Source organism: Flagellimonas aequoris (genome assembly GCF_003584165.1).
Taxonomy (GTDB): domain Bacteria; phylum Bacteroidota; class Bacteroidia; order Flavobacteriales; family Flavobacteriaceae; genus Flagellimonas; species Flagellimonas aequoris.
The window spans coordinates 118,176-143,848 of sequence record NZ_QXFJ01000030.1; the positions used below are offsets into that span (position 1 = coordinate 118,176).

At 42.8% G+C, this 25,673-nt stretch carries 28 protein-coding genes; 14 read left to right on the forward strand and 14 right to left on the reverse strand.

Features of this window, described 5'->3' with window-relative positions; all coding sequences use genetic code 11:
* Positions 1 to 61: 61 nt before the first annotated feature.
* The 5 genes from D2U88_RS13895 to D2U88_RS13915 form a co-directional block, all read right to left on the reverse strand.
* Positions 62 to 784, reverse strand: coding sequence for a head GIN domain-containing protein (locus D2U88_RS13895; protein WP_119641156.1), 723 nt, complete (start codon positions 782 to 784; stop codon positions 62 to 64).
* Positions 785 to 936: 152 nt separating this feature from the next.
* Positions 937 to 2,673: a PspC domain-containing protein gene (locus D2U88_RS13900; protein ID WP_119641157.1), complete on the reverse strand. Its 1,737-nt coding sequence runs from the start codon at positions 2,671 to 2,673 to the stop codon at positions 937 to 939.
* Between the two features lie 10 nt (positions 2,674 to 2,683).
* The gene (locus tag D2U88_RS13905) at positions 2,684 to 3,013 is read right to left on the reverse strand and encodes a PadR family transcriptional regulator (protein WP_119641158.1); all 330 of its coding nucleotides are present in this window, start codon (positions 3,011 to 3,013) and stop codon (positions 2,684 to 2,686) included.
* Positions 3,014 to 3,191: 178 nt separating this feature from the next.
* On the reverse strand, positions 3,192 to 3,983 hold the full coding sequence (locus tag D2U88_RS13910) for a nuclear transport factor 2 family protein (RefSeq protein ID WP_119641159.1): 792 nt from the start codon (positions 3,981 to 3,983) through the stop codon (positions 3,192 to 3,194).
* On the reverse strand, positions 3,983 to 4,465 hold the full coding sequence (locus D2U88_RS13915) for a DUF4870 domain-containing protein (protein WP_119641160.1): 483 nt from the start codon (positions 4,463 to 4,465) through the stop codon (positions 3,983 to 3,985). Before D2U88_RS13915 ends, D2U88_RS13910 begins: the two co-directional genes overlap by 1 nt.
* Positions 4,466 to 4,632: 167 nt before the next feature.
* Here D2U88_RS13915 and D2U88_RS13920 point away from each other — a divergent pair, with 167 nt between their 5' ends.
* The 3 genes from D2U88_RS13920 (at position 4,633) to D2U88_RS13930 (ending at position 6,911) form a co-directional block, all read left to right on the forward strand.
* Positions 4,633 to 5,088: a DUF4442 domain-containing protein gene (locus D2U88_RS13920; RefSeq protein WP_119641161.1), complete on the forward strand. Its 456-nt coding sequence runs from the start codon at positions 4,633 to 4,635 to the stop codon at positions 5,086 to 5,088.
* 137 nt (positions 5,089 to 5,225) lie between these two features.
* Positions 5,226 to 6,026 (forward strand): TIGR00266 family protein, encoded by an 801-nt coding sequence (locus D2U88_RS13925; RefSeq protein ID WP_119641162.1) that lies wholly within the window; start codon positions 5,226 to 5,228, stop codon positions 6,024 to 6,026.
* Positions 6,027 to 6,257: 231 nt separating this feature from the next.
* Positions 6,258 to 6,911: a DUF2461 domain-containing protein gene (locus D2U88_RS13930; RefSeq protein ID WP_119641163.1), complete on the forward strand. Its 654-nt coding sequence runs from the start codon at positions 6,258 to 6,260 to the stop codon at positions 6,909 to 6,911.
* A gap of 3 nt (positions 6,912 to 6,914) precedes the next feature.
* Here the strand turns inward: D2U88_RS13930 and D2U88_RS13935 are convergent, their stop codons facing one another.
* Positions 6,915 to 8,471, reverse strand: a complete 1,557-nt coding sequence (locus D2U88_RS13935; protein WP_119641819.1) for a M81 family metallopeptidase — start codon at positions 8,469 to 8,471, stop codon at positions 6,915 to 6,917.
* A 144-nt stretch (positions 8,472 to 8,615) separates the two neighbouring features.
* Between D2U88_RS13935 and D2U88_RS13940 the strand changes: the two genes are divergently transcribed.
* Positions 8,616 to 9,179: an NUDIX domain-containing protein gene (locus tag D2U88_RS13940; RefSeq protein WP_119641164.1), complete on the forward strand. Its 564-nt coding sequence runs from the start codon at positions 8,616 to 8,618 to the stop codon at positions 9,177 to 9,179.
* On the opposite strand, the gene D2U88_RS13945 is transcribed toward D2U88_RS13940, so the two are convergent.
* The 3 genes from D2U88_RS13945 to D2U88_RS13960 all read right to left on the reverse strand — a co-directional run bounded on the left by D2U88_RS13945 (position 9,173) and on the right by D2U88_RS13960 (position 12,298).
* Entirely contained in the window at positions 9,173 to 10,393 is a 1,221-nt protein-coding gene (locus D2U88_RS13945) for a D-alanyl-D-alanine carboxypeptidase (protein WP_235855792.1), read from the reverse strand. The genes D2U88_RS13940 and D2U88_RS13945 overlap by 7 nt on opposite strands.
* A gap of 414 nt (positions 10,394 to 10,807) precedes the next feature.
* The gene (locus D2U88_RS13955; RefSeq protein WP_119641166.1) at positions 10,808 to 11,749 is read right to left on the reverse strand and encodes a LysR substrate-binding domain-containing protein; all 942 of its coding nucleotides are present in this window, start codon (positions 11,747 to 11,749) and stop codon (positions 10,808 to 10,810) included.
* A gap of 129 nt (positions 11,750 to 11,878) precedes the next feature.
* Entirely contained in the window at positions 11,879 to 12,298 is a 420-nt protein-coding gene (locus D2U88_RS13960) for a DUF2141 domain-containing protein (protein ID WP_119641167.1), read from the reverse strand.
* Between the two features lie 212 nt (positions 12,299 to 12,510).
* On the opposite strand from D2U88_RS13960, the gene D2U88_RS13965 reads away from it, so the two are divergent.
* The gene (locus tag D2U88_RS13965; RefSeq protein ID WP_119641168.1) at positions 12,511 to 14,673 is read left to right on the forward strand and encodes a TonB-dependent receptor; all 2,163 of its coding nucleotides are present in this window, start codon (positions 12,511 to 12,513) and stop codon (positions 14,671 to 14,673) included.
* Here the strand turns inward: D2U88_RS13965 and D2U88_RS13970 are convergent, their stop codons facing one another.
* The gene (locus tag D2U88_RS13970) at positions 14,674 to 15,096 is read right to left on the reverse strand and encodes a DoxX family protein (RefSeq protein ID WP_119641169.1); all 423 of its coding nucleotides are present in this window, start codon (positions 15,094 to 15,096) and stop codon (positions 14,674 to 14,676) included. It lies immediately after the preceding gene.
* Between the two features lie 136 nt (positions 15,097 to 15,232).
* Positions 15,233 to 15,712: a GNAT family N-acetyltransferase gene (locus D2U88_RS13975; RefSeq protein WP_119641170.1), complete on the reverse strand. Its 480-nt coding sequence runs from the start codon at positions 15,710 to 15,712 to the stop codon at positions 15,233 to 15,235.
* A 258-nt stretch (positions 15,713 to 15,970) separates the two neighbouring features.
* On the opposite strand from D2U88_RS13975, the gene D2U88_RS13980 reads away from it, so the two are divergent.
* Complete coding sequence (locus D2U88_RS13980; protein WP_119641171.1) at positions 15,971 to 17,767, forward strand: PorP/SprF family type IX secretion system membrane protein; 1,797 nt, start codon at positions 15,971 to 15,973, stop codon at positions 17,765 to 17,767.
* A gap of 3 nt (positions 17,768 to 17,770) precedes the next feature.
* Here the strand turns inward: D2U88_RS13980 and D2U88_RS13985 are convergent, their stop codons facing one another.
* Together D2U88_RS13985 and D2U88_RS13990 are read right to left on the reverse strand one after the other, a co-directional pair.
* On the reverse strand, positions 17,771 to 18,382 hold the full coding sequence (locus D2U88_RS13985; protein ID WP_119641172.1) for an FMN-binding negative transcriptional regulator: 612 nt from the start codon (positions 18,380 to 18,382) through the stop codon (positions 17,771 to 17,773).
* Between the two features lie 107 nt (positions 18,383 to 18,489).
* Positions 18,490 to 19,389: a DUF4382 domain-containing protein gene (locus D2U88_RS13990; RefSeq protein ID WP_119641173.1), complete on the reverse strand. Its 900-nt coding sequence runs from the start codon at positions 19,387 to 19,389 to the stop codon at positions 18,490 to 18,492.
* A 268-nt stretch (positions 19,390 to 19,657) separates the two neighbouring features.
* On the opposite strand from D2U88_RS13990, the gene D2U88_RS13995 reads away from it, so the two are divergent.
* From D2U88_RS13995 to D2U88_RS14030, 8 genes are all read left to right on the forward strand, one after another.
* The gene (locus D2U88_RS13995; protein ID WP_119641174.1) at positions 19,658 to 20,290 is read left to right on the forward strand and encodes a tetratricopeptide repeat protein; all 633 of its coding nucleotides are present in this window, start codon (positions 19,658 to 19,660) and stop codon (positions 20,288 to 20,290) included.
* A 6-nt stretch (positions 20,291 to 20,296) separates the two neighbouring features.
* Positions 20,297 to 21,625: a 2TM domain-containing protein gene (locus D2U88_RS14000; RefSeq protein ID WP_119641175.1), complete on the forward strand. Its 1,329-nt coding sequence runs from the start codon at positions 20,297 to 20,299 to the stop codon at positions 21,623 to 21,625.
* Between the two features lie 218 nt (positions 21,626 to 21,843).
* Positions 21,844 to 22,122, forward strand: coding sequence for a 2TM domain-containing protein (locus tag D2U88_RS14005; RefSeq protein ID WP_119641176.1), 279 nt, complete (start codon positions 21,844 to 21,846; stop codon positions 22,120 to 22,122).
* 44 nt (positions 22,123 to 22,166) lie between these two features.
* The gene (locus D2U88_RS14010) at positions 22,167 to 22,469 is read left to right on the forward strand and encodes a 2TM domain-containing protein (RefSeq protein ID WP_119641177.1); all 303 of its coding nucleotides are present in this window, start codon (positions 22,167 to 22,169) and stop codon (positions 22,467 to 22,469) included.
* A gap of 2 nt (positions 22,470 to 22,471) precedes the next feature.
* On the forward strand, positions 22,472 to 22,777 hold the full coding sequence (locus D2U88_RS14015) for a 2TM domain-containing protein (protein WP_119641821.1): 306 nt from the start codon (positions 22,472 to 22,474) through the stop codon (positions 22,775 to 22,777).
* A 9-nt stretch (positions 22,778 to 22,786) separates the two neighbouring features.
* Positions 22,787 to 23,119 (forward strand): 2TM domain-containing protein, encoded by a 333-nt coding sequence (locus tag D2U88_RS14020; protein ID WP_119641178.1) that lies wholly within the window; start codon positions 22,787 to 22,789, stop codon positions 23,117 to 23,119.
* Positions 23,120 to 23,128: 9 nt separating this feature from the next.
* A complete protein-coding gene (locus tag D2U88_RS14025; RefSeq protein ID WP_119641179.1) occupies positions 23,129 to 23,467 on the forward strand; it encodes a 2TM domain-containing protein in 339 nt (112 codons plus the stop codon).
* Positions 23,468 to 23,477: 10 nt separating this feature from the next.
* Entirely contained in the window at positions 23,478 to 24,233 is a 756-nt protein-coding gene (locus D2U88_RS14030) for a LytR/AlgR family response regulator transcription factor (RefSeq protein WP_119641180.1), read from the forward strand.
* A 90-nt stretch (positions 24,234 to 24,323) separates the two neighbouring features.
* Here the strand turns inward: D2U88_RS14030 and D2U88_RS14035 are convergent, their stop codons facing one another.
* Complete coding sequence (locus D2U88_RS14035; RefSeq protein WP_119641181.1) at positions 24,324 to 25,514, reverse strand: LETM1-related biofilm-associated protein; 1,191 nt, start codon at positions 25,512 to 25,514, stop codon at positions 24,324 to 24,326.
* Positions 25,515 to 25,673: the final 159 nt, after the last annotated feature.

Sequence of the window (25,673 nt, forward strand, 5' to 3'; positions counted from 1 at the left end):
TATAAAGACAAAGGCCCATTGAAATTTCAATGGGCCTCTCATTTTTTGATTGGTTTTGATATCAATATTTGCGAACGCTACCGGATACCGATTTTTTGGTCTGTACACTGGCTTCTCCTGTGTAGGAAATGTCCGCTCCACTACTGGCGTCGGCCACTAGGGATTCGGTCACATTCACCGTAATATCGGCCCCACTGCTGGCATCGGCATTGCAACGTTTCACCAGAAGGTCTCTTGCCTTGATATCGGAACCGCTACTGGCATCGGCATACAACATATCTGCCTTGCCAGAAACTTTGATGTCCGCACCGCTACTGGCATCCGCAGTAACTTCCCTTGCAGACAATTCTACGGTAAGATCGGATCCACTGCTGGCATCCAGTTCAATGCTTTCAGATTCCACAACATTCTGTACGATGAGGTCCGCCCCGCTGGAACTCTTCAAAGCAGTAATTTTGGGAAGGGATACGTAAACATTCTTTGTGGCCCTACCAATGTTTTCAATGGCATGGATCTTTAATTTGCCATCCCTTACATCGGTACCGATCAGGTCAATGATATTTTCATCACCCTCCACCTTAATCCGGAACTCGGAGTCTTGGGTTACAAATACATCGATACCCTCGGAGGCCAAAACTTCGGTAAAGTTTTCGGGAATGTTTCGGGTTTCTTCTACAACCTGGCCGTTACCGGTTTTGCCGTGTCCAAAGTTCACATCCATCATACAGGACGATGCGAACAGGGATAGGAGTGCTACGATTGCTAATCTTGCTAGTGTTGTCATGATTGTTGTTTTTTGTGCCTAGCTTCACTGGGCACCTATTATTGATTGATTTTGAAAATTGATTTGATCCATACTGAAATAATTCAGTGTAAATGTCTATTTAATTGTGTTTGATATGAATTTTGATTGACCCAACTGTCGAATAATGCCTCTCAATTGTTGTTTTTCTGTCCTGCCTTCATTTTGATGCCATCCTCATCGATTTTCATCTGAAAGGAATCTTGATTATCCTTGATGTCTATATCGATGCCATCTTCATTGATGATGATTTTGTTGTTGCCATCCCCATCATCGCTGTCGTCCAATTCCGGGCAGTCCAGACACTTCAATTCGCCATCCTTGCCCATTTTCCATAGATATCCAACAATACCGCTTCGGTAATAATCCCTGTCGTTTTCAATACCTCTGGCGATGTGGTATTTAGTGGATTGTTCAAAGCGTACTATTTTGCCTTCAGGGACATGGATGGTAACGGAAACTTCTTGGTTTCTGGCCTTATTGGAAGTGTCGGTGGTCAAATATTCGTCCAAGATGATCTGGTTGCCCACCAACTCATAGCCAAAATCAATTTTTTTGGCCCTTTCACGGGCGGCCAAGGAAGAACTTCCATTGGCGTCTTTGCGAACAGTGATGTTCACCAAGCTATCCTCGGATTTTCTGACACGGATTTCCACATCATCCGAAATGAGCATTCTTTTATCGTTTTGGTCATAGGCGAAGGACATGCGACCGAAATGGACATCGTCTCTGGTATACTCATAGCCCGGGTTCTTCATTTTGATGACCAAGGTATCGGATACATTTTCCAATGCCAGTTCATTGCGCTCATGTACGCTTCCCGTGTTCGAGAATTCTGCCGCTTGACGAATACCCAGGGCAATCAAGATACCCACGGATATCAACCAAAGCCCCAAAAGGGTAAACTTGGCAATGTTCCCGATGGATTTTAGGTTGTTCACCAAAATCTTCAGGCCTAAATACAGGACAAAGAAGAACGGAATGCCCACGGCAAAGAACAACAGGATGGATACCACCCAAACCGGTGCCCCCGTGGTATTCACGATTTCATAAAAATCCACTCCGGGAAAATGTACCGCATCGAACATACCAACTGTGAAAAGAGCAAAAAACAGACCTATCAAAGTGGCTGCGCCGATGATGATCAACAAGATGCCGATGAACTTACCGAATACCTTAAATAGGAACAGGATAATATCCCCGATGGTATCAAAAAAGGTCTTGGAGCTGCTTTTGACCTTGTTGCCCATTTTTTCATAGTCAACACTTTTTACCTTGTCGGCAACATCATCAAACCCCTCTTTAACTTTGCGTTCTATATTGCTGATGTTGACAGGCTCCCCCCGCATATCCAATTTTTGCGAAGTGGTCACGGCCTCGGGAACCAAGATCCAAAGTAGAATGTAGGCAATCAACCCAAAACCGCTGGTGAATACGGCCAAAAGGATAAAGATCAACCGGATCCAAAGGGCATCGATGCCCAAGTAGTGCTCCAGACCGGCACACACACCACCAATATATTTATGGTCAATGTCCCTATAAAGTTTTTTGTTTCGGGTCTCTTGTTGGGGACGGGATTTTTTGGGCTCGTCCTCAAAAATGTCCTCATCGACCATATAATCTTCAGGCTGCCCCATAACATCGATCACCTGATCTACTTCCTTGTGGGTAATTACCTGTCTTTCGTTCTCCATTTTCTCTAGAAAGAGCTCGGCGATCCTTGCTTCAATGTCGGCTATGATCTCATCGCTCCCAGTGGTACCAGCAAAGGACCTTTTAATGGACTCAAGGTACCGCCTCAGCTTGTTATACGCATCGTCGTCTATGTGGAAGAGCGTATTTGCCAAATTTATGTTTACTGTCTTGTTCATTTTTTGATTCTTATTTTGTGTTGGTTACCAGATTGACTGCATTTCTAAGTTCATCCCAGGTACCGTTCAGTTCTTTGAGGAACAACCGGCCCGTTTCGGTAAGGGCGTAATATTTACGGGGAGGTCCCGATGTGGATTCTTCCCAACGGTAGTTGAGCAATCCAGCATTTTTAAGCCTTGTGAGCAATGGGTATATGGTACCTTCCACTACTAACATCTTAGCGTCCTTTAAGGCATCCAGAATCTCGGAGGCATACTTGTCGTCATCCTTGAGGATGGACAGGATGCAGTATTCTAGAACCCCTTTGCGCATCTGTGCTTTTGTGTTTTCTATGTTCATAACTTCATGGTTCTATTAAATTAACTGTTCGTTTTTGATTTACCAAACTGGGTCTGGTCCGGTTTCCACTCCATTCCCCTGTGATGAGCAGGGGAGTGGAAACGCTTTTTGATTGATGATCTCGTTTTTTGATTGATGATTAAACTCCTTTTTTTTGATTGATGATTTTTATGATTGATTACGTTTTTTGCGCTTCGTCCACGATTTGGTCGTTTTCCAGGATCACCATTTTGCTCACCTTTTTATCGGTTTTCACAAATTTGAAGGTGGTACCCCTTTCCTTTATAAAAAAGGTGTCCTCGGATTGTGGGTAAAGGGTTGCCTGAAATCCTTCCGATTGCAAAAGCAAGTGGTCCGATTCCCTTTTAATGCTCACATTACCCACTTGGGGAGATTTATAATTACCCTCGTACTGGTCCAATACTTCTGTCGCAAGAGAGACCATGGTTTGGTGTTCGTCGGTTTCAGAGTTATGATGGTCATAGCTCAGTTCCCGTTTTATTTTCCATTCACCGTTCACCAACATCCATACATGGGTGAATTTTGCGATGTCCCCTTTTTGGTATTCGTTCTTATCGTTCAAAAACTCAAAACGATGTATCCCATGCTGGATGGCCCCATAAAGTTCACCGTCTTTTTTTAGTGGATACACTTCCAAACTGCCATCGATCAATATCCTTTTGGCGTATTGGGGAGCTGAAGGATCTCTTTTTTCACAGTTCTCACGAGTGGGTCTAAGGAATTCTTCTTTGCCATCCGTAAAACCACCACGATCGTGATAGAATTCAAAATCTTCAGTGAATAAAGATGCCATGGTATCGGTATCGCATCGATTGAATGCGGCATCGAACAAAAGGCTGTCCTTTGATTTTAGGATTTTATAGAGTTCGGTATCCTCCGCAACCTGCGCACTGGCCAATGTTGTCATTCCAACAAGTGCAAGGGCCATGATGTTTTTAGTCCTGTTCATTATTTGATGAATTTAATGGTGAAAGGATATTTAAAATATTGTCCCTCATTGGTCCTGATGGTGGCCAAAATGGTAAAAACGATGTTTACAACGGCCAAACCTACCTGTAGCAATCCAGTAATGCTGGCAGGCCAAAAAAGTCGCCCAAACCTAAAGTCATCACTACTGATGTGGATGTTCAGGTTGTTTAGGTTGCTCAACCTATGGAAGCCGAAAACATCCCAGTCGAAAAGGTCGGGCAAGAACCCGATAAAGAAAGGAATGGTGATCAAGCCGGCCACGATGGCGTACAATAGCATGCTGATTTGGAAATTGAGTGCCTGTTTGCCATTGTAATCGACAAAGTCGTACTGCTTTTTGTTGGACATCCAAAGGATCAAGGGCACGATAAAGTTTCCGAAAGGAATAAAGTACTTCGAGAACGTGGATGCGTGGATGATCGCGGATAAGTTTCGTTCGTGTTTGGTTAATGTAGTTGCCATTTTTGATTGATGATTTTGATGTATAAATGGGTAAACCTATTAGCTTACGATGCAAATATATATCCAAAGGATGGTACTATGCAAAACAAAGTACTATAAATTAACATATTTTTAACAATAAATAATAACGGTAATTTGCCTATTTTTAAGCCATAGAACAATCCATTATGGCACTGACACCCAGTAAAATCAATACATTCACGTTTCTAAAGCTCCCTTCGGCCTGGTGGTGCGGGGTTCGTCTTAAATATATCGATGAGCAAAAGGCCGTCACCTCGGTAAAGCACAAATGGGTGAATCAAAATCCATTTAAATCCATGTTTTGGGCCGTACAGGGGATGGCCGCCGAGTTGAGTACGGGCGCTTTGGTTATGAACGAGATCCAAATAAGTGGCAAAAAAATCTCCATGCTCGTGGCCAATAACAAGGCCACCTTTACTAAAAAGGCTACTGGTCGAATATCATTTACTTGTGAAGACGGACCATTGATTGCCGATGCCATTCGAAAAACCGTGGAAACCGGAGAGGGACAAACCTGTTGGATGAAGTCCGTAGGGATTAATGCGGATGGGGTAGAGGTTTCTACCTTTCATTTTGAATGGACGGTGAAGGTTAAGGAGTAAAAGGTGAACGGGTGAAAGGTAAAGGTATTCAACAATAATCGTCTGCCTGAATATGTAACAAAACCGAGAACAGAGCAACATATAAACAGTGAAACCAGATACCCAGTCAAGCTGGGCATAAAAAAACAATCAAAAAAATGAACGCACACGAAATAGACTATCACATTTACGGAGAGGAAATGCAATATGTACAGATCGAACTGGATCCACAGGAGGCCGTTGTGGCCGAAGCTGGTAGTTTTATGATGATGGACACCGATATTAAAATGGATACCATCTTTGGGGATGGCTCCAATCAAGAAACCGGGGTCCTTGGAAAACTGTTTTCAGCGGGCAAGCGCTTACTTACAGGCGAGAGTTTGTTCATGACCGCTTTCCTGAATGTGGGCCAAGGTAAAAAACAGGTAAGCTTTGCTTCTCCCTATCCCGGTAAGATCATTCCTATCGACCTTTCAGAAAAAGGAGGGAAGTTCATCTGTCAAAAAGATGCCTTTTTGTGTGCCGCGAAAGGAGTTTCCATTGGTATCGAGTTTTCCAAGCGTTTGGGTCGTGGACTTTTCGGTGGGGAAGGTTTCATCATGCAAAAGCTGGAAGGGGATGGTATGGCCTTTGTTCATGCGGGTGGTACCATGGCCAAAAAAGTGCTGGCTCCCGGAGAAGTCTTAAAGGTGGATACCGGTTGTATTGTGGGCTTCTCCCATACCGTCGATTACGATATTGAATTTATTGGAGGTATCCGAAACACCGTTTTTGGCGGGGAAGGTTTGTTCTTTGCTACCCTGCGTGGACCAGGTACCGTCTATATTCAATCTTTGCCTTTTAGCCGATTGGCCGGTCGCGTTTGGGCCGCAGCTCCAAAAGGAGGTGGAAAAGACAAAGGGGAAGGCAGTATTTTGGGCGGCCTTGGCGATTTATTAGATGGGGATAATAGGTTTTAGGAGTTAGTGGTTAGTAGTTGGTAGTTAGGCCGTTTCAATGTCATTCTGAACAGAGAGAAGAATCTCAGCTATCCTTTTTTCAATAATCAATAAACAATAATCAATAAACAATGAACAATAATCAATTGACAAGGTGCACTGTTTCCTTGTTATCATTTAGACAGTGAAGAATCTCTCCAAAACTCTAAAAATCCAATGATCCATTCATTTATTTCCTTTCTTTTGTAGCCTATGGATTTCAAAGACCTATTCCGTTTTCTGGAAGAACTACAGCAAAATAACAATAAGGAATGGATGGATGCGAACCGTAAATGGTACCGCTCCCTTCGACATGATTTCATCGCCTGGTTGGACGATTTGGACCTGACCATGGCACAATTGCACGATGATTATTACCCGACTCCGGGCAAAAAGGGCATTAACCGCATCAACAACAACCTAATGTTCCATCCCAATAAACCGGTGTACAAGGACCATTTTGGGGCGGGGTTGGACAAGGCTCCCCATTCAGCGGATTTTTATATTGAAATCGGCCTAAAAAACTGTTTGTTGGCTGGTGGTTTTTGGCGTCCCGACCCGAAAACCCTTCGTAGTATTCGGGAAGGCATTGATTATGATGGGGAAGTGTTACAGGAAATATTGGACAAGCCTTCCTTCCAAAAAACGTTCGGTAATTTGTACGAGGATGAAAAATTGACCAACGCTCCGAAAGGGTTTTCCCATGACAACCCCCACATCGACCTATTGAAAAACAAAACCTTTGCCGTGGTGCATGAAATGACCCAAAAAGAAGTCCTTCAACCCAATTTCAAGGAAAAAATCGTGGAAGTGTACCAAGAAATGCTTCCCTTCCGTCGGTATTTGAACCGAACGGTAACGGTTTAAGCATTAATCCAGTTGGTCCGAAGCACGCAACAGGCGTGCAGACAGGTCGGGATGTTCCATATCCGCATCCAAGGGAAACATGGGGCGGATAATCCGTTTGTGTCCCAGTCGTTCCAAATCTTGGTCTACGCCGCCTGGTGTCAACGCCATGATCCAATCGCCCCTCATGTTGTATAATTCAGGTACCAGATAACCAATTTTTACCACCACAATATCAGTGTTTCTTGGGTCAAGATCCAACGCTGTAAAATCAGATTCATTGTGGTACGGCTTTCTTTTTTTGGTGACGATAACGCTGGCATTGCCCACTTTCACGACTACTTCGGTTTCTGCATGAACATCCCCCTTTTTTATGGCAGTTACCTCTCCTGCCAGTAAAAGGGGTGGAGCAAATCGGTTATCAATTGTGGCTCCTACTGGTGCACTGACCTTACCACCCACGCCGACTTCAAGGGCCTGTTCTACCAATTCTGGTCCTGGAATGGAGGCATAAATCAATGATTTACCCCCTGGTTCGTGGAATTCATCTCTTTTTAAAAGCTCTGTCAAGGTCCAGGTTACATCCCCAGCGCCTCCTGCTGTGGGATTATCGCCCATATCACTCAACATAAAGGGCTTCTTATCACTTGTCAAAGCAAGCTCCAAGGCCTCTTCATATGATTTTGTTGGAGCCACAAACTCAAATTCCTTGCGGACACCCCAGAAACTCTCGGCCAATTTTTCGGCACCGGCAACTACCTTTTCTTTATCATCGCCCGTGACCATAACCACAGCATGGTTTCGGGGTTCATCGGCCCAAGCGTACCCGATCCAAATGGCGGCATCTACCACACCTTCTTGGTTGGCCACTCCGGGCACTTGAGCGTACAAACTTTTTCCGGGTTCCACACGGGTACTCGTTTTTTCTCCAGGTAATAGTATCGGTACGGGAATCCAAGCTTTGTACTGGGGTTTTCCCTTGCCATTCTCCAATCGGTCCACGAGATTTTGCATGGCCCGTCTTCTGGATTCGGTAGCATCTTCATGGGGTGCCATACGGTAGCAAGTAATGAGGTCGCTATGTTCAGCAAGTCTTTCGGAAACATTGCCGTGCAGGTCCATGGAGGTTGATACGAGCACATCGGTGCCCACCACATCCCGTATTCTTTTGATAAGGTCACCTTCGGGGTCATCCAAACCGACTACGCTCATGGCACCGTGAATATCAAAGAAAAGTCCATCGTAGGGTTTGTTTTCTTCCAATAGTTGAAGTGTTTGTGCCACCAAGGATTCATAGGCTTCACGGGTAACGGTTCCACCAGGCAATGATTTTCCTACTAAAGTAGGAACCCAGTCAGCACGTTTCCTCAAGGTGGAATCCAGCGCCATAAATGGGTAGCGTGCGAAAATGGAATCCCCGATTTTTGCATGGAACGCTTCTTCATGGGTCAATGCGGGGGAAAAAGTACTGGATTCAATGCCCAAACCCGCAATGGCGATTCGGGGTAATTTTTTTTCGGCTTCCTGCTTGCAACTGAATAAAAGGGTCAGGAAAAATAGAATGGGCAATAACTTACGCATGTGGGTTGGTTTTGTTGGGTTTGAATCCGAAAGATACAATAAACAAAGGGATTCGAGAATCTTGTTCCAACACCAGGTTTGTGAAGAAATCCGTTACCTTTAAGTCCTAAAACAAAGGCTTTGGAAAACAATAGGATCAGAAACATGAAGCGGGAGTTGCTCTCGGACAATTGGTATACCCTTGAAAAAGTTTCATTTGAATACCTGCGGGATGATGGAGTATGGGAAAAGCAGGTTCGGGAAGCTTACGATCGCGGGAATGGGGCGGTCATTTTACTGTACAATACCCAAAAGAATTCGGTGGTGCTTACCCGGCAGTTTCGGATGCCTACTTTTCTGAACGGAAATGAAGACGGTATGATGGTGGAAGCCTGCGCAGGTTTATTGGAAAAGGGCAATGCTGAGGAAACCATTAAAATGGAAGTGGAAGAGGAGACCGGATATAAAATTGAAAAGGTCCAAAAAGTATTTGAGGCCTATATGTCGCCAGGATCGGTGACCGAGATTCTCTATTTTTTTATTGGCCAATATGAGGAATCCATGAAAATCAGTGATGGGGGCGGTGCCGAGGACGAGACGGAAAACATTGAGGTATTGGAACTTTCATTCCCCGAAGCACTAAATATGATGAAAAAGGGTGAAATCCAGGATGCCAAGACCATCATGCTTTTACAATACGCACAAATTCAAGGGTTGTTGAATCAATAACGCTCGTACAATTCCTTCAGGGCGGCATACATGGTTTTTCGTATTTCGATGGATGGCACCTTGAAATGATTATTCATGAAGCTGAAAATGAGCACTTTGCCCGATTTGGCCCTAATGAAGCCACTCAAATTATAGTTGTTACCAAAAGAACCTGATTTCGCGAATAAAAAAGGTTCCGTACTAGGGTCTTCCCAATCCTTTACCGTACTGTCCGGCCCCCACATAGGGAATAAGGCGAACAATCGCTCTTCAGGAACTTCCTTGTAAAGCTTATGTAGGATTTGAACAAAGGATTTGGGCGTGAACAGATTGTACCGTGAGAGTCCTGAACCATCTACCCATCTGGGTGGTTGTTCCAAATCATTGAGGTCGTGCTCAAGCATATAATCAATGGCTCGTTTAGTGCCCAAAGTATCAGAAATCATGGAAGAGGCGGTCATCAGCAATTGTTCGGCCAGAAAATTGTCACTTTTGAAGAGCATCTGCTTATAAATGGAATCCGTTTCCATGCCGTAAAGGGTTTCGATTGGTCCCACTGGAAAGTGATCCACCAAGCTGATTTTCTTGTCCAGGACAGTTTCCAAAAGCTGTTGGGTAAGACTATCACTGGTCATATAAGGAATCTCCAAAGTATCTTGCTCCGTAGGATCAATGTAAAAGTGGTTGGCAAACTCGTCCCGTTTAAAAGGATGCTCCCTGATTTCAGTATCCTCAAGAAACGAAATGGGAGAAACATTCAGGCCCAATGAATCGGTATTGGAAATGGTAACCACATTGCCATAGAGTGGCATGGGCGTTCTCTCCGGTGAAAAATAGGTATCAAAATCTTCCCATGCCCATCCCGGACCGTATCGAAGGTCCTCTGTGTTTTTGGTATACAGGGCGATGGTTTCTTGGTTTTTGAGCCATGTAATCGCCGTACTGTCATGCAAATGTGGGTGCAACCAAGAAGGATCTCCTGTTCCCTTCACAAAAACCGTGTCGTTGGCAACACTATAGGTAAGGGTTGGAATGTGCTTTGGAAGCAGTTTGATCCCCGTATAAAAAGTGATGATCTTAGTATTGCTAGCTGGAGTAAAGTACTTATCCCCGTTGACATTGAAAAGCTCTTTTTGTGTCTTGGCATCCATGACCACCAATCCGTGAAATGAGTTCTGGAATGCCGTGTTTTTAAGGTTGGTTTTGGCAATATGACGGGCCGGAGAGCAACCCATGAGCAGTATTGAAGAAATGAATAAATTGATTATCAGATATTTGAAAAATCTGCAATAAAAAAAGCCCATTTTAGCTATTTATCGAATTTAACACGAAGTTATTCAATTTTTAACTGGGTTTTAAGTTATGTAATTGGGTTTTTGCCTAATTTAGTTCAACAACCAATTATTCAATCTAATCAAATTTCTATGCCAAGAGCTATGTTAGATTACACCAAAACCATCCTACAAAAGGTCAGTTTTGATGTTAGACTCTTCTCCAAGGAATTGAAGAAAGCTATTTCAAGGTTATTACCAAGTGAAATCGAAGAACTTAAAATCTGGTTGCAATTTTATATTGTGGACAAACCAGAGTTACAACCGACATTAGTATTGTTAAGAGCATAAAACTGGAGCCGCTGAAAAGCGGCTCTTTTAATTTTTGGCCAAGGGACTGATGATCTTCACGTCCTGAAAAGCTATTGCTCCACGAACAATGCTGGAAATCACATCCCTGAGTGCCTCGGTAATCTGGATTTTCAGTTCGCTTTTATGGTAGATCAAACTGATTTCCCGAGCTGGTGACGGACTTTTAAAAGGTTTCAGGTTTTCCTTCTTTTGAGATTCCAAGTGCAATGTGTTCAGATACGGAAGAAGGGTCATGCCCATACCCTCATCGGCCAAGCTCACCAAAGTCTCAAAACTCCCACTCTCGATTTTAAACTGTTCCCCATTCATATTTTTGGAAGCCTTGCAGAGATTGATGACCCCATCCCTAAAGCAATGCCCATCCTGAAGTAGCAAAATATCATTGACATCCAAATGATCCGTGGTCAATTGGGTTTCCGAGGCCAAACGATGACTTTTTGGAACATAACCCACAAAAGGCTCGTAATACAAGGGTCTTTCTTTGATGAACTCGATTTCCAAGGGGGTAGCGGCAATTCCAGCATCTAAATGGCCATCCAAGATGTTCTTGATCAAGTTTTCTGTCGACTGCTCTTTAATGATCAGGTTCACCTTGGGATACTTTTTGACAAAGGTGTTCAGGAACATGGGTAATAAAGTGGGCATTACAGTGGGGATGATGCCCAAAGTATAGTCGCCCCCGATAAATCCCTTGTCTTGATCAACGATATCCTTGATGCGTTCCGCTTCAGCAACGATATTTTTGGCCTGATCCACGATTTTCTTCCCTACCTCGGTAATTGAAATGGGTTTTTTGCTCCGATCAAAAATGAGCACACCCAGTTCATCTTCCAGTTTTTGCACCTGCATGCTCAAGGTGGGTTGGGTAACAAAACTCTTTTCGGCAGCAAGGGTGAAGTTTTTGTGTTCGGCAACGGCCAGCACGTATTGAAGTTGGGTAATGGTCATCCTAACGATAAGTTTGAGATATAAAAGTATAAAAAACCATCAGGGTAATCTATAGCGAAATCACTTTTCACAATAAAAAAAGCCTGCACATGGCAGGCATATTCTTTTTGATTGATGTTGTTTTGGAGCCTAAAATCTTATGGAGAGCTCTAGGTCTTCATTCCCTACCTCGAACTTGGAGGCGGTAAAACTCGGTGGACCATAAGACATATCATTCCCGGACATGCCATAACTTTCCTTGGGCATCCCGTTGGCCTCGTAATCCATTCGATTGTTTTCATTGGCATCGTGTAGGGCCAAAATAGCATAGGTGCCAGGGGCTACGTTGGTAAAAGTGAGTACCACTTTCCCATTCTCAATTTTGCTTTCTTGGTTTTGCACACCGGGTCCTTTCATGAAAGTATCCTCGGTATGAAGGCCGGCCAATACCTTTCCTTCGTTGTTGGAAATGTTATCGATGGTCACGGTAATCTTGGTGCCGGTACTTTCCTGGGCCATGGCAACAAGGCTTACGAATAAAAAACTCAATGCTAGTGTTACAGTTTTCATAGGGTTTGTTTTTGATGTTTTTGTTGCCACAAATCTCGCATGCAACCTCTTCTTTAAAAATTACAATCTACCGAATTGTCAATTTTAGGGTCTGAACTGTAATGGGAAAATTGGCGTTCCAATTCATCACAAAAAATCAACAGTTGGGTATTTCCTATTGGTGCGGCAAATAGGGTCTGGTCAATTTTGCGGCAACAATCAAATGAACAGTCATGAAAAACATTATTATCGCATTCGTACTTTTTTTACCACTAGGATTCCTATCGGCCCAGACCATTGTATCGGGAACCGTTACCGATAACAAGAAAGTCCCCATCGAGGGTGCCAATGTATATTTGGAGGGCACTTATGATGGAGCCTCTACCGATAAGGATGGTAAATTTACTTTTGAAACAGAGGAAACAGGCACCCAAACCTTGGTGATTTCCATGTTATCCTACGAGCCTCATTACGAGATCGGTGACGTAACTTACTTCAAGGATTTGAAGATCCAATTGGCGGAAGCCATCAATTCCCTTTCGGGTGTCACCTTGACCGCCGGAACCTTTGAGGCAGGTGATAATTCCAAGGTTTCTGTTTTAAAACCACTGGATATTGTGACCACGGCAGGGGCAGCTGGAGATTTTGTGGCGGCTCTCCAAACCTTGCCCGGCACCACAACGGTCAATGAAGACGGCCGTTTGTTCGTTAGGGGAGGGTCTGCCAACGAGACCCAGGTATTCATTGATGGCCTTCGGGTATTCCAACCCTTCAGTGCCACCGCCAACAATACACCCACACGTGGTAGGTTTTCACCATTTCTTTTTAAAGGCATCACTTTTAGTACAGGGGGCTATTCCGCGGAGTATGGACAGGCGCTTTCCAGTGTATTGTTATTGAACACCTCGGATGTTCCGGATCAGGAAAAAACCGATATTTCGATCATGTCGGTCGGTGCCGGTTTGGGCCATACTGAAATCTGGGGAGACCAATCCCTAAGTTTGAACACTTCGTACCTCAATCTGGCCCCCTACGAAGCCTTGTTGCCATCCACAAACGGTGTTAACTGGAAAAGTCCGTATGAATCTTTTTCGGGTGAGGCGGTATTCCGCAGCAAAGGGGAAAAGAGTATGTTCAAGCTTTACACCGGTTTCAACCATTCCAATTTAGACATAGAACAAGAAGATATCAATTATACTGATTATGTTCGTTTTCAACTGACCAATAATAACCTTTACTTTAACTCTTCCTATAAATATTATTTTCAGAATGATTGGAGCTTGACCAGTGGCGCCAGCATCGCCTGGGATACTAACGACATTGGTATTGAAGGTGATAAAGTTGATACAAGGGAGACGTCATCGCACATCAAAATAAAGGCCAGAAAAAACTTCAGTAGTAGGTTTGATCTTAATTTTGGTGCAGAGGTTTTCATGTCAAAATACGATCAGGGCTATACCGATTTTGAAGGAACCGACTTTAATGCCGGATACGACGAAAACCTTTGGGCGGGGTTTATGGAATCCGATATTTTCTTGAGCAATAAACTGGCCTTGAAGTTGGGCGTTAGGGGAGAGCAGAGTACCCTTTTGGATGAGTTCAACATATCCCCACGTGTAGCATTGGCGTATAAACCAGGGGAGTTCGGGCAGTTTTCGTTGGCCTACGGGGATTTTTACCAACGCCCCAATTCCGATATTGTAAAGTTTGACAGTAATCTGCAATTTGAGAAAGCTTCCCACTATATTTTGAACTACCAATATGTGGGGAATGGGAAAACGTTCCGTGCCGAAGCGTATTACAAAGATTATGGCCAATTTGTGAAGTACAACACGAATATGCCAGAGTTTAACTCGCTTTACACAAATTCCGGCAACGGTTATGCCAGTGGATTGGACCTGTTCTGGAGAGATAACAAGAGTGTGGAGCACCTGGATTATTGGGTTTCCTATTCCTATTTGGATACGGAAAGGAACTATGCGAATTTCAGGGAAAGTGCTACACCCAATTTTGCTTCTAAATACAATCTATCTGTAGTAACGAAGTATTGGGTGGATAAACTGAGGTCACAGGTGGGATTTTCCTATTCCTATGGTTCGGGAAGGCCATACAATAACCCTAATAGCGCTGCATTTATGGCAGAGAAAACACGTTCTTACAACAATCTAAGTTTCAATTGGGCCTATTTGATCGACCAACAGAAAATCCTGTATTTTTCGGTCAGTAATATGTTGGGGTTCAATAATGTAAGTAACTACCAATATGCTGATACCCCAAATATGGACGGTGTCTATAATAGACGTGCCATTACCCCTCCGGCCGACAGTTTCTTTTTTGTGGGATTCTTTTGGACCATCAGTTCGGACAAGAAGAGCAATCAGTTGGACAATCTATAGTTATTGCTGCATTTTAAGGTAATAATCCACGGAATGTTTTCCCGACCCATAAATAATGAAGAACAGACAGATGATAAGTGCAACGATGGCCAAAACCAAGTTGGAAACATGCATCGTACCCAGAAAATTGGTAAGGATGGCCCCAAATAAAATTGGTAATTGGGCAATAGTGGCCCAACGGGTCAAGAGTCCGATCACTATTAAAAATCCACCCACAAAATGGGCAGGTGCAATGTAGTGCAATATGAGCATTCCTCCTGGTAGGCCTTCAAAAGGTCTGGCCATTTCAGCCATTTCATTATAGTTGGTCATCAGTTCCGTTCCTTTTATAAAAAGGAAAATGCCAAGGGCTATGCGGAACACATCCAAGGAATAATAGGTATGTGCGTTGGCCCATTTGTTCAGGTTTTTGACTGTCTCCATGGGTATTTTATTTTAGTTGTGTGATTTTAAGTTACTCATTTTAAACGAAGTGTAAAAATAAAAAACGCAAAATCCCCTAAAACATATAGGAAAAGTAGTATTTATCGTGGTTTAATAAAAAGCGGTATACAATGGTTTATGCTTTGTTGAGCAGTAATTCCATCTGTATATCGCTTCGTTCATAGGGTGAGCTAGCACCGATCATTTCCACAAACCCGAGTTTCTGGTAAAGGGACAAGGCTGGGGCCAGGATTCGGTTGCTTTCCAAAAACAATTTCTTCGCTCCCATGGATTTGGCCTTTTCTATAATATGCAGTCCCAATAACTTGCCAATGCCCTTTCCCTGGGCCTTTGGCGACACCCCCATTTTGGCCAACTCAAAGTCATACTCCTTACGCTGACTGGGAATAAGCGCACAAACACCAACGACCTCTTCTCCCATGAGGGCAACGGCAATATAGCCGCCTTTATCCAGAATGTATTCCTTGGGATGGTTCAGTGAAATATGGTCCATCTCTTCCATTTTGAAATATTTGGTGATCCATTCTTCGTTCAACCTTCGGAAATCATCCTTGTGGGCATCGGAATAGGGTGCAATGGAAATGATGGCTGGCATGACTTTTTGATTTGTATCTGTAGTTCAAAATTAAACCGAAATTGGAGGTGATGCTCAATTTTCACATCCTGAATGTGTTAAATAATAAAATCATCGTGCGGTTCAACGAAAAAATTGGCCTATGGCCGATAATTTACTTAATATTGCATTACATTTAGTAATAAAACTCTTACAAGTCCCAAATCTTGCTAATGAGACCAAACAACAAATATCAGCCTATCCCAAACAGGCATTTTAACCTACTTAATCCAATCGGCTATGGATATAAAACTACTTCTATTTTTCAAAAAGTTACCCCACGGACGTGTTGAAAGAGCACTGTTTCCTCTAATGGTATGCTTGCTCTTGGGGTTGAACTCCAAAGCACAGGAAACCAATCCTTACGTGAGTTATGATGTTCCTTTTCAAAATTTGTTGAAATTCAACAGGTTTTTGATCAACCCTACCTTTTCTGCTGTTAGGGAAGACAAATCCTATGTGAACCTTTTCCACCGCAGTCAAAGTGCCGCATTTGATAACAACCGTCAAAATTATTTTTTGAGCTACAGCGGTAGGTTGAACGATATGGTGGGGATTGGATTTAGCCTCTACAATCAGCAGGAAGGCGTTATCTCCAACCTGGGCGTTATGGCCAACTATTCCCATGGCATTAAATTGGGCAAAGAGAGCAGCCTTACCTTCGGGGTTAACATTCCCTACTACGTGAGCAGCTACGATCCAAGTAGGGCCGTGACTTTGGAAGAAGATCCGTTGTTGGATGATGCTACTGAAAGTTCCATCATTTCCTTTCAACCTGGATTGAACCTATCCCTAGGGAAGTTTGATTTTGGTGTGTTCGCCCAGAACTTGGTGGATTACAACATCAAGTCCGGGAAATCTTTAACGGCTTTGGACGACAAAACCTTCTCGGGACATATCCAATACACCTATGAATTCGAAAATGGCTACGGTATTTTTGAGGATGGCCGTTTGTTGCCACTCGCAAGGGCTCGGTTTGAAGGAAACAACGACCCCGTTTTTGGAGGGGGAATCATTTTGGACCTCCCTAAATTGGGATGGTTACAAGGAGGGTATGACCAGTTTTACGGAGCTTCCGCAGGAGCAGGTTTCAATTTGAACAGAAGGCTTTCCTTTGGGTACAATTTTGAAAAAAACCTGAGCAACAGTATTGCCAATTTGGGGGTTACCCATGAAATATCCATTGCCTATACCTTTATTCCCAATCTTTCCAAAAACACCTTCATCGTTGATGATGAAGAGGAAAACAAAGGAAAGAAACCTATTGATGGAACCCAAGTAGCCGATACCCAGGATAAGGATGGAAAGGATGCTCAAAAAGGAAAATTGGATGTGCAGACTACCCTTAGGCCCAATAATAAAGAAGATTTGGCATTTTGGGAAGCGCAATTGGAGGAGTTGAAGGCCCAACAAGAAGATAACTATGCTGTTATCAATGAACTTGTTTATCGCATGGATTCCTTGGAAAAGAACAGAGAGAGGGATATGGAGAAACGATTTGAAATGGTCATGCGCATCGTGAAAAGACATACGGGCAATACAACACCCGAAATAGAGGAGAAGGCCCAAAAACTTTATTTGGCGGATAGCAAAGACCTGGATTCCATTTATGGTGCCATTGAAAGGTCCGCAGTGGCCGATAATGCCCGAAAGGCAAAGACATTAAAATCTATCGATGTTGCCAAAAAGAATGAAGGTGGTTTCCATGGAGGCGCTTACAAGCCCATTGAAAAATACATCAACTTGGATGGAGTGGGCCAAGGACATTACATTGTGGCCAATGTATTCAAGAATGAGACCTATCTCAAAAACTTTATGGCCAAGTTAAAGGCCCAAGGTATCGAGGCGCAATATTTCAAGAATCCGGATAATGGGTTAAACTATGTGTATCTCGCAAAATATCAGGAAAATGAGGATGCCTATGCTGCCTATCAATCCAAGATGAAGGGCAAATACACGGATGAGATGTGGATCATGCATGTGGAAAATCCAAGATATTCCAACTGGGCCGACGCCATTTTTCAGGATATCGAGTAATCCTTACTGGTTTTCCCCGCTCATTTTATGGGCGATGGCCTTGCTGCCCGAATCATCCCGTTCCTCTAGTTCGGAGATGATTTTTTGGTGGTCTTCGGGTCGGGTCTGCGAGAGTTTGTAAGTGGCCTGTATATCCGAAATTTGGATTCGAAAACCTGCAACCCCTTTTACCTGTCGTAATGTTTTGGGAGACATGTTGTCTAGTGAAATAGGATTTTTGGATCCCTTTTCATATCTGTCCACCAATTGGTACATGGAAGCCATGGTTTCCTCCTCGGACAACAGTTCCAATTTCCCATACACATGCACGGCGATGTAATTCCAGGTGGGCACTTCCTCTTCTTTGTACCAGGATGAAGAAACATAAGCATGTGGGCCATTAAAAATGCACAAAACCTCATTATCCGATACTAAATATTTCGATTGTGGATTGGCCTTGGCAATATGACCGACCAAAATATCCCTCCCTTCAGCATCTGTTTCCAATTCCAGGGGTATATGGGTACCCCAGGGTTTACCGTCCACCACATTGATCAAAACGCCAAAACTATTGTCCTTTAGGAATTTCTTGATCTCGCCAAGGTCTTTGTTCTCGTAATAGGGTGGAATGTACATGGTTTGTGGCAATAAACAATTAAAATACAAACCACGAAGATCGGTTAAAATTGGACATAAAAAAAGCGGGACTTAAGTCCCGCTGCATGTATATATTTTGGGAAGCATTAATTACCTTCTTCCATTGCTTCGGCCTCTAACACAAAATCCTGTATGGTTTTGTTGCCGGCCACGATTTCCACTTCAAGGGTATCACTGTTCACATACCCGTTCAAGGAAGAATATACTTTGTAGGTTCCAGCATCCAATCCCATAATGGCATAAGCCCCATCAATATCGGAAGCTCCGGAAGTAATGGGCTCTTCGTCCAAATTCATTACGGAAATCTGTGCATTTTCGAGGGCAACGGGTGTTTCACCGTCCATCGTCGTAACAAGACCACTCAAAGTTCCTGCCGTTGACAAATTACAAACTTTGATCACAGGCTTGAAATTGAATCCGGTGATGCCATCCACTTTGATGGTACTTCCTTTGGCCACAAAGGAACGGCTCACATCAAAATCCAACAAGAGATCACTGCTCAATCCACCGGCAACTGTCAGTGCAGGTTTAAAGAAGACTTTTATGCCCGTTTGTGAACCACTTGGCACGGTAAGATCAAAAGTACGTCCATCAGTTAAGACCACATTTACGCCTTTAACATACACCCTGATCAGGTCATAGGTGCCTGCTGGGACATCCAAATCTGCCAATTCTTCGGTTACACCATTGGTGAGATCCAAAAGGTTAACAGGGACTTCTTCTTCCATTAAGGTGATGAATGGATAGCCATCTTCTTCGCTATCACCTTCCACATCTTCATTTTCGCTGTCAACTAATCTTGCATCGACCTTGAAAACGGTCACGTTGGCTTCGGCCACCATATCAAAAGGAAAAGGGGCATCCGTAAGTTGAAGTGTCAATCTGCCCATGGTGTCGCCATTTCCACCATTGCCAGAGTCATTGGAACATCCAACAAAAACAAGCAATACAAGGCTCAATGCAAAATAAAAGATTTTCGTTCTCATAAATAAGGGGTTTTATTTAATAAAATGTGTAACTATTTACGGGTAAAATGAAGATTCTGGGCGTAGAGCACCTCTTTTTTCGATAAAATACAGGTTTTATTATGATTTTATGTGTGAATTGTAAGAAACGTCTTAGGAATGATGAAGCACTAATTTTAGCCTTTGCAACAGTTCATCCTGCCAAATCAACAGTTCGGTTATTCTTTGTTTTGATTATGCTGAGTCATGTTCAATTTTGGACCATCAAATAATCATTAAAACAACAGTCATGAAAAAACTGATAACACTTTTATTACTTATTGGCGCCTCAGTTGCCCAAGTACAAGCACAGGCCAAGGATCAATACACCAAAGGGATGGAAAAGGCCTTTGAACTTTGGAAAGACCAGAAAATTGTGGAAGCTTCCAACCTTTTTGAACGCATAGCCACTGCCGAACCCGATAATTGGATTCCGTACTATTATGCCTCCCAAGTGAACACGGTCGCTTCTTTTGGGGAAAAGGATGAAGCGAAACTGAGTAAGCAATTGGAAAAGGCTAGGGAATTCGTGGATGTGGCCAAGGCCATTTCACCGGATAATCCTGAAATTTTGGTACAGGAAGCCTTGATCAATACGGCATGGATCGCTTTTGATGGGGCCACCTATGGCATGACCATGTCCCAAAAGAATGTACAATTGTACCAAAAGGCCTTGGAACTGGACCCGAACAATCCGCGTGTGGTTTTTTCCAAAGCGGAATGGGACATGGGTGCAGCACGGTATTTTGGTAAGGATACCGCTCCATATTGCAAGGATGTGGAAAGGGCCTTGGAACTTTTTGCTACCTTTAAATCCGATACGCCATTTTATCCTTCTTGGGGCAAGGAAAGGGCAGAGCAGGTGTTGGCAGCATGTAAATAAGACGTAATGAAGCTTTTTTTAAAGGAACTTATAAAGTCGTTTTTAGTGGGGATTGCCATTTTTTTGGTAGTCCTCATTATTCTTTTCCTCAACGGCTGGGATTTTACCATGCAAGAATTGTGGACGGAGTTTTGGGAGAGCATGATTTTCTCCATGATCATCTATCTCTGTAATTCAGCCTCTTTCATTTTGCTGATGCGGAAGTATGACAAGGAATTATTCACCCGCAAGTATATTGCCTATGGTATTCTGGGAAATATTATAGCTTCTATTATTGGTATTTTCCTTTCGCGTGTGGTGTTGAAGGTCATCATGTACAACATGTCTTTTGAAGCCTTTTTCACGTCCGAAAGACCACAGTATTATGTGAATACCTTCTTTATATCCATGGTGGTTGCGCTCTTGTTCTATGCGGCCTATTTCTATAAATACTACAAAGAAAAGCAGGTAAAGGAGCAGAAGATTATCGCAGGTTCGGCTTCGGCACGATTTGATGCCCTGAAAAACCAATTGGATCCCCATTTTCTGTTTAACAGCCTAAATGTATTGACCAGTCTGATCGAAGAGGACCCAGATCAGGCCCAAAAATTTACCACATCGTTATCCAAGGTATATCGATACGTGCTGGAACAGAAGAACAAGGACTTGGTCACGGTGGATGAAGAGCTCAACTTTGCCCGCACGTATGTCCGTTTATTGAAGATGCGTTTTGAGGACAGTATCATTTTTGATATCCCTGAGAAATGCACCCAGCCCGATGCCAAGATAGTTCCACTTTCCTTACAGCTTCTGCTCGAGAATGCAGTGAAGCATAATGTGGTCACCAGTTCAAAGCCCCTTCATATTAAAGTATTTGAGCAGGGAGGCATGTTGGTGGTAAGCAATAATCTACAGGAAAAACAGGTGGTCAAGAAAAGTAGTGGTGTAGGGTTGCAGAACATCAGACAGCGATACCAGATATTAACGGATCGTGGAGTGATCATCAACAAAACCAATTCGGATTTCAGTGTTTCGCTGCCCATGCTCACCCAAAGATATTCGGTGGTAGAGACCCAGCAGAGCTATATTGAGGAAAAGAGATATGCCAAGGCCAAAGAGCGCGTAAAGGCCATCAGGGACTTTTATGGAAACTTGATATCCTATTGTATCGTGATTCCCTTCTTATGGTGGATCAATTTACGGACCACGGATTTTCTTTGGGCTTTTTTCCCTACCATCGGCTGGGGGTTTGGAGTGTTGGCGCACGGTATGGAGGCCTTTGGGTATAATCCGCTGTGGGGCAAGCGTTGGCAAGAACGTAAGATTCGGGAACTCATGGAAAAGGATGATTTTTGATTTCAACTATCAACTATTAATCATCAATCATCAATCTTTCACCTTTGACACTTCACCCTTCACCCTTCACCTTTTACCCAAAAAACCTAAACCCTTGCCCATTATCCTTCCTCCCATACAACTCATCCCCTAAAATCAACAGTTCGAGAATCTACTTTTTCATAGGTGCTGCTTTCTATCGAATTTTGGACTAGAGTTAATTTCAAAATCAATCAGTTATGGAAAATGTACAACAAGACAGTTATAAAAGGGCCAAAAAAAGGGTGTGCCATCTTAAGGCCTTTTACAATAGTTTGGTGGCCTATTGCATCGTGATTCCCGTGTTGGTCTACATCAACTACCACACCACCAGTTTCCCGTGGGCCATTTTTCCAACAGTGGGATGGGGGATGGGGCTTGTAAGCTTGTGGATGACCGCTAACGGCCGTAACCCGATATTTGGGAAAGACTGGGAAGAGCGAAAAATAAGGGAATTCATGAACAAGGAAGAATTTTAACAATCAGTATATTTAACAATTACATCCAATCAACAAACAACATCATGGAAAATTCAAATAAAGAAAGTAAATACATTCGCGCCAAGGAGAGGGTGGATGAGCTTAAGAAGTTTTATGGTAACCTGACTTCCTATGTCCTTGTCATTTCCGCTTTGGCTTTGATCAACTACTACAGTAACGGCTTCGGCTACATGTGGTTCCTGTGGGCAGCCTTTGGATGGGGAATAGGACTTATTTTCCACGCCATCCGCGTCTTCGACCTTAACCCATTCTTTGGAAAACAATGGGAAAGGCGTAAGATCGAAGAATTTATGAAGGAAGAAGAAACAAACGATAAATGGAAATGATCATGGAAAATTTTGACAACGACAAATACAAAAGGGCCAAGAAAAGGGTCGATGAGCTAAAAGGTTTTTACATACATATGAGCATTTATGTGGTGATCAACACCTTTATCTTGGTGAATATCTTCTTACGGACCGACAATTTCTGGCAATGGCCCCATTTTGTAACTTTATTTGCATGGGGATTGGGATTGGCCTTCCATGGCATAAAAGTATTTGGGATCAACCCGTTCTTGGGAAAGGATTGGGAAGAACGGCAGATCCAAAAGTACATCGACAAAGACAAGAACGACACCGATAAATATCTATAAACTCGAACTGTGGAAAATTTAGATGATAAATACGAAAGGGCTGCCAAGCGGGTTAAGGAGTTGAAAGGCTTCTACAGACACATAAAAATCTTTGTTTTGTTCAATGGGATATTGTATCTACTGAAAAGTGGCCTACTTAACCCTTTCATGCCTGAGGGATTTCCAACAGAGCATTACTATTTTGACTGGGTAAACAGCAATGTATTTATTTGGGGGCTGATATTGGCCGTACACGCACTGTACACCTTTCGATATAAAATACCCTTCCTTCAAAAATGGGAAGAACGCCAGATTCAAAAATACATAGAGCGAGAGGATGAGGAAATGGGTAAATTTAAATGATCATCAAGGATGAGTCCTATCACCACATATGAAACTGCAAGGAGACGGGTAGGGGCCATAAAGGGGTTTTATGTCCACTTGACCTTGTTCATTCTTGTCAGTGTCCTGATCTTGGCTTCCAAGGGAACTATATTGGAAGTGATGATCGAAAAGAACCTCGAGGTCAACCCCAATTTCGTGGCCTGGTTGGATTGGAACTTTATTGCGGTTATCCTCATTTGGGGAACGGTGATATTGATTCAGGGACTTGTGGTATTTGGTCGACCGTTGATCAAAAAATGGGAAAAAAGAAAAATCGAGGCATATCTGAGAAAGGACAAAGATGGATCCTATACCAGAAAAAAATAAACTATAGCATATGAATGTGATCATCATCGAAGATGAAAAACCGGCTGCGAGACGGTTGTCTAGATTATTGGCCGAACAGGATATCGAGGTTTCTACCATGCTCCATTCGGTGGACGAATCCATTGAGTGGTTCCAGAACAATCCGCACCCCGATCTTATATTTTTGGACATCCAATTATCGGACGGACTTTCGTTCGAAATCTTTGATTTGGTCGAAGTGAAAAGTGCCATTATTTTCACCACTGCTTATGATGAATATGCCCTCCAAGCTTTCAAGTTGAACAGCATCGATTACCTCCTTAAACCCATCGATGATGAGGAGCTTGAAAGTGCTGTAAAAAAGTACCGAAATTTTAAACCGGAAAGCCAAAAAATATCGGTCGATTTCAACGACATAAAAAAGCTTTTGGTAAACCCTTTGGAGCGGGAATACAAAAAACGATTTACGGTAAGGGTAGGGCAACATTTAAAGATCATCAATGCTGATGATGTGGAGTGTTTTTATAGCGAGAACAAAGGTACCTATGCGGCCACTTCGGATGGCAGGAATTATTTGTTGGACACGACACTCGAGCAATTGGAGGAGGAGCTTTCCCCAGAAATGTTTTTTAGGGTGAGTCGAAAATTTTATGTGAACGTCAACCATATAGGAGACATCATTTCGTACACCAATTCAAGGCTTCAAATTAAGCTAAATCGCTTTAATGAGCAGGAAATCATCGTAAGCAGGGAGCGCGTTAAGGATTTTAAGTTATGGTTGGAATAAAATATTTCAATAAGCTGAAAATCAGATTAAATAAATATTTCAAAAAGTCACTATAAATTTTTCTTATAGTGACTTTTTTAGGTAAAAAAACTAGTTTTCCTCTATTCTGTTGTCATCAAAAGCTGATGGGAGTAACTTGGGTATCAGCTTGATGAAAATGGGTAGTAGAACGGCTCCTCCAGGGAGCATAAAAATGGCCAGGGAGGGAATGCTTTTAAAAATATCGAGCAGTTGGTTCTGTACTTTTTTCTTCTCTTCGGCACTCAAATCTTTCACGGTGGACTTCGATAAAAGGGTGACCAATTCCCTACTTTCGGCAAGCTCTTTTTTGAGTCGTTTGCTGTTTCTCAGAATTAATTTACTTACGTTTTTGGACATGCCTTCGTAGAATTGAACGGCCAAATTTTTATCGTTCAGATAGGCAATTTTTTCCCGATTTTTTTCAAAGAAATCCATGACAAAATCGAGCTCGATTCGCACCTCATTTTCGGCCTTTCCAAGGTCCTTTCCAAGACCAAAAATATAGTCCGATTCGGTAAAGTCTAGAGACTTGTCTTCCCATATGGTAAGGCAGGCCATATCCAAAAAATAATCCTTTTCAAAAGCGTTGAAATTTTGGTCCAAAAGGTCCAGATAGGAACCGTCAAATTTTGCCTTATCCAGGTCCACAAAACTTAATGATGATCCCAATAATTGGATAAGCTTTGCATCGTTTTCATGTTCCTCTTTGGAGTTGAGAGCATGGTAGGCAATGTTGATCGTAACATACTCCAAAAGTTGGGCATGCTGTTTCATGTCAATTTCCCCTCTCAGGTAGATTATGAAGATGAGCACATCCACATAAAGCAATGAATTGGTCAAACTGTTACCAAAAGCTCGATTGAAGGTATTGCCACTGAGATAGATTCTGGAATCAATTAATTTTTCCAATTGGGACTCGGTTTTGGAACCGGTCAAAATCTTATTGAGAAACGAAATCCTACCAACATCCAAAGACTGATAGTAGGCAAAAACGGTATCCACAAAATGGGTGAAGTCGGTTTTTCCCTTTTCAAAGGTATAAGTAAAGTATAGGGCGGTAAGAAGATTGATCTTGGCAATTTCATCTTCACTAAGGGTGTGTTCCACCTCAATAAAGGAGGGAATACTCAAATGCACCCCATAAATGAACCCATGTTCTTTTAGGTCTTTGTACAAGCTATCAAAGTCCGGATAAGGTAAGGACTCATTGTCGACTAGGTGACCAAACTTGTTGATCCAACCAGAGGCAGAAGGGTTCATTGATCCATGTTTGCAAGTCAAAGTAAAACAAAATATGGGACATTCTTAGGATGAAATCCATATGTAGCCATGAAAATTAGGTTAAGATTTTTTTAACATAAAAAACCAAACCACCCCAAAAAAGGTTCCGTAGGTAGGGGTGTATGAAACATTAAAACT

Bases quoted from the DNA above. Each gene is read 5' to 3' on its own strand.
- D2U88_RS13895 (WP_119641156.1), bottom strand. From the start codon at position 784: ATGACAACACTAGCAAGATTAGCAATCGTAGCACTCCTATCCCTGTTC.
- D2U88_RS13900 (WP_119641157.1), bottom strand. From the start codon at position 2,673: ATGAACAAGACAGTAAACATAAATTTGGCAAATACGCTCTTCCACATA.
- D2U88_RS13905 (WP_119641158.1), bottom strand. From the start codon at position 3,013: ATGAACATAGAAAACACAAAAGCACAGATGCGCAAAGGGGTTCTAGAA.
- D2U88_RS13910 (WP_119641159.1), bottom strand. From the start codon at position 3,983: ATGAACAGGACTAAAAACATCATGGCCCTTGCACTTGTTGGAATGACA.
- D2U88_RS13915 (WP_119641160.1), bottom strand. From the start codon at position 4,465: ATGGCAACTACATTAACCAAACACGAACGAAACTTATCCGCGATCATC.
- D2U88_RS13920 (WP_119641161.1), top strand. From the start codon at position 4,633: ATGGCACTGACACCCAGTAAAATCAATACATTCACGTTTCTAAAGCTC.
- D2U88_RS13925 (WP_119641162.1), top strand. From the start codon at position 5,226: ATGAACGCACACGAAATAGACTATCACATTTACGGAGAGGAAATGCAA.
- D2U88_RS13930 (WP_119641163.1), top strand. From the start codon at position 6,258: ATGGATTTCAAAGACCTATTCCGTTTTCTGGAAGAACTACAGCAAAAT.
- D2U88_RS13935 (WP_119641819.1), bottom strand. From the start codon at position 8,471: ATGCGTAAGTTATTGCCCATTCTATTTTTCCTGACCCTTTTATTCAGT.
- D2U88_RS13940 (WP_119641164.1), top strand. From the start codon at position 8,616: ATGAAGCGGGAGTTGCTCTCGGACAATTGGTATACCCTTGAAAAAGTT.
- D2U88_RS13945 (WP_235855792.1), bottom strand. From the start codon at position 10,393: ATGGGTTGCTCTCCGGCCCGTCATATTGCCAAAACCAACCTTAAAAAC.
- D2U88_RS13955 (WP_119641166.1), bottom strand. From the start codon at position 11,749: ATGACCATTACCCAACTTCAATACGTGCTGGCCGTTGCCGAACACAAA.
- D2U88_RS13960 (WP_119641167.1), bottom strand. From the start codon at position 12,298: ATGAAAACTGTAACACTAGCATTGAGTTTTTTATTCGTAAGCCTTGTT.
- D2U88_RS13965 (WP_119641168.1), top strand. From the start codon at position 12,511: ATGAAAAACATTATTATCGCATTCGTACTTTTTTTACCACTAGGATTC.
- D2U88_RS13970 (WP_119641169.1), bottom strand. From the start codon at position 15,096: ATGGAGACAGTCAAAAACCTGAACAAATGGGCCAACGCACATACCTAT.
- D2U88_RS13975 (WP_119641170.1), bottom strand. From the start codon at position 15,712: ATGCCAGCCATCATTTCCATTGCACCCTATTCCGATGCCCACAAGGAT.
- D2U88_RS13980 (WP_119641171.1), top strand. From the start codon at position 15,971: ATGGATATAAAACTACTTCTATTTTTCAAAAAGTTACCCCACGGACGT.
- D2U88_RS13985 (WP_119641172.1), bottom strand. From the start codon at position 18,382: ATGTACATTCCACCCTATTACGAGAACAAAGACCTTGGCGAGATCAAG.
- D2U88_RS13990 (WP_119641173.1), bottom strand. From the start codon at position 19,389: ATGAGAACGAAAATCTTTTATTTTGCATTGAGCCTTGTATTGCTTGTT.
- D2U88_RS13995 (WP_119641174.1), top strand. From the start codon at position 19,658: ATGAAAAAACTGATAACACTTTTATTACTTATTGGCGCCTCAGTTGCC.
- D2U88_RS14000 (WP_119641175.1), top strand. From the start codon at position 20,297: ATGAAGCTTTTTTTAAAGGAACTTATAAAGTCGTTTTTAGTGGGGATT.
- D2U88_RS14005 (WP_119641176.1), top strand. From the start codon at position 21,844: ATGGAAAATGTACAACAAGACAGTTATAAAAGGGCCAAAAAAAGGGTG.
- D2U88_RS14010 (WP_119641177.1), top strand. From the start codon at position 22,167: ATGGAAAATTCAAATAAAGAAAGTAAATACATTCGCGCCAAGGAGAGG.
- D2U88_RS14015 (WP_119641821.1), top strand. From the start codon at position 22,472: ATGGAAAATTTTGACAACGACAAATACAAAAGGGCCAAGAAAAGGGTC.
- D2U88_RS14025 (WP_119641179.1), top strand. From the start codon at position 23,129: ATGAGTCCTATCACCACATATGAAACTGCAAGGAGACGGGTAGGGGCC.
- D2U88_RS14030 (WP_119641180.1), top strand. From the start codon at position 23,478: ATGAATGTGATCATCATCGAAGATGAAAAACCGGCTGCGAGACGGTTG.
- D2U88_RS14035 (WP_119641181.1), bottom strand. From the start codon at position 25,514: ATGAACCCTTCTGCCTCTGGTTGGATCAACAAGTTTGGTCACCTAGTC.